Genomic DNA, 474 nt, shown 5'->3' on the forward strand with positions numbered 1-474 from the left:
GGGTCTCAGCCCGGCATGGTGTGCGCGAGCCACGGCTTGGTGGCCAGCCGCTCGGCCTCGAAGGCGCGGATCTTGTCGGACTGGCGCAGCGTGAGGCCGATGTCGTCGAAGCCGTTGAGCAGGCAGTACTTGCGGAAGGCGTTCACCTCGAACGGGATCTCCTCGCCCTGCGGCCGCACGATGACCTGGCGCTCCAGGTCCACCGTCAGCTCGTAGCCCGGGAAGGCGTGCACCGCGTCGAACAGCTCGGAGACCGTGGCCTCGGGCAGCACGATGGGCAGCAGGCCGTTCTTGAAGCTGTTGTTGAAGAAGATGTCGGCGAAGCTCGGCGCGATGATCGCGCGGAAGCCGTACTGGTCCAGCGCCCAGGGCGCGTGCTCGCGGCTTGATCCGCAGCCGAAGTTCTTGCGCGCCAGCAGGATCGAGGCGCCCGCGTAGCGCGGCTGGTTCAGCACGAAGTCCGGGTTGGGCTTG

Annotated in this window: 1 protein-coding gene; it reads right to left on the reverse strand. The window is 67.7% G+C overall.

The features are described from left to right. Nucleotides 1-5 precede the first annotated feature (5 nt). Nucleotides 6-474 (reverse strand): 3-isopropylmalate dehydratase small subunit (leuD, locus tag GVL52_RS28730; protein WP_160012718.1); only part of this gene is annotated, 469 nt, incomplete at its 5' end.

It is taken from the genome of Rhizobium sp. 18055 (assembly GCF_902706285.1).
In the GTDB taxonomy this organism is placed as follows: domain Bacteria; phylum Pseudomonadota; class Alphaproteobacteria; order Rhizobiales; family Rhizobiaceae; genus Rhizobium.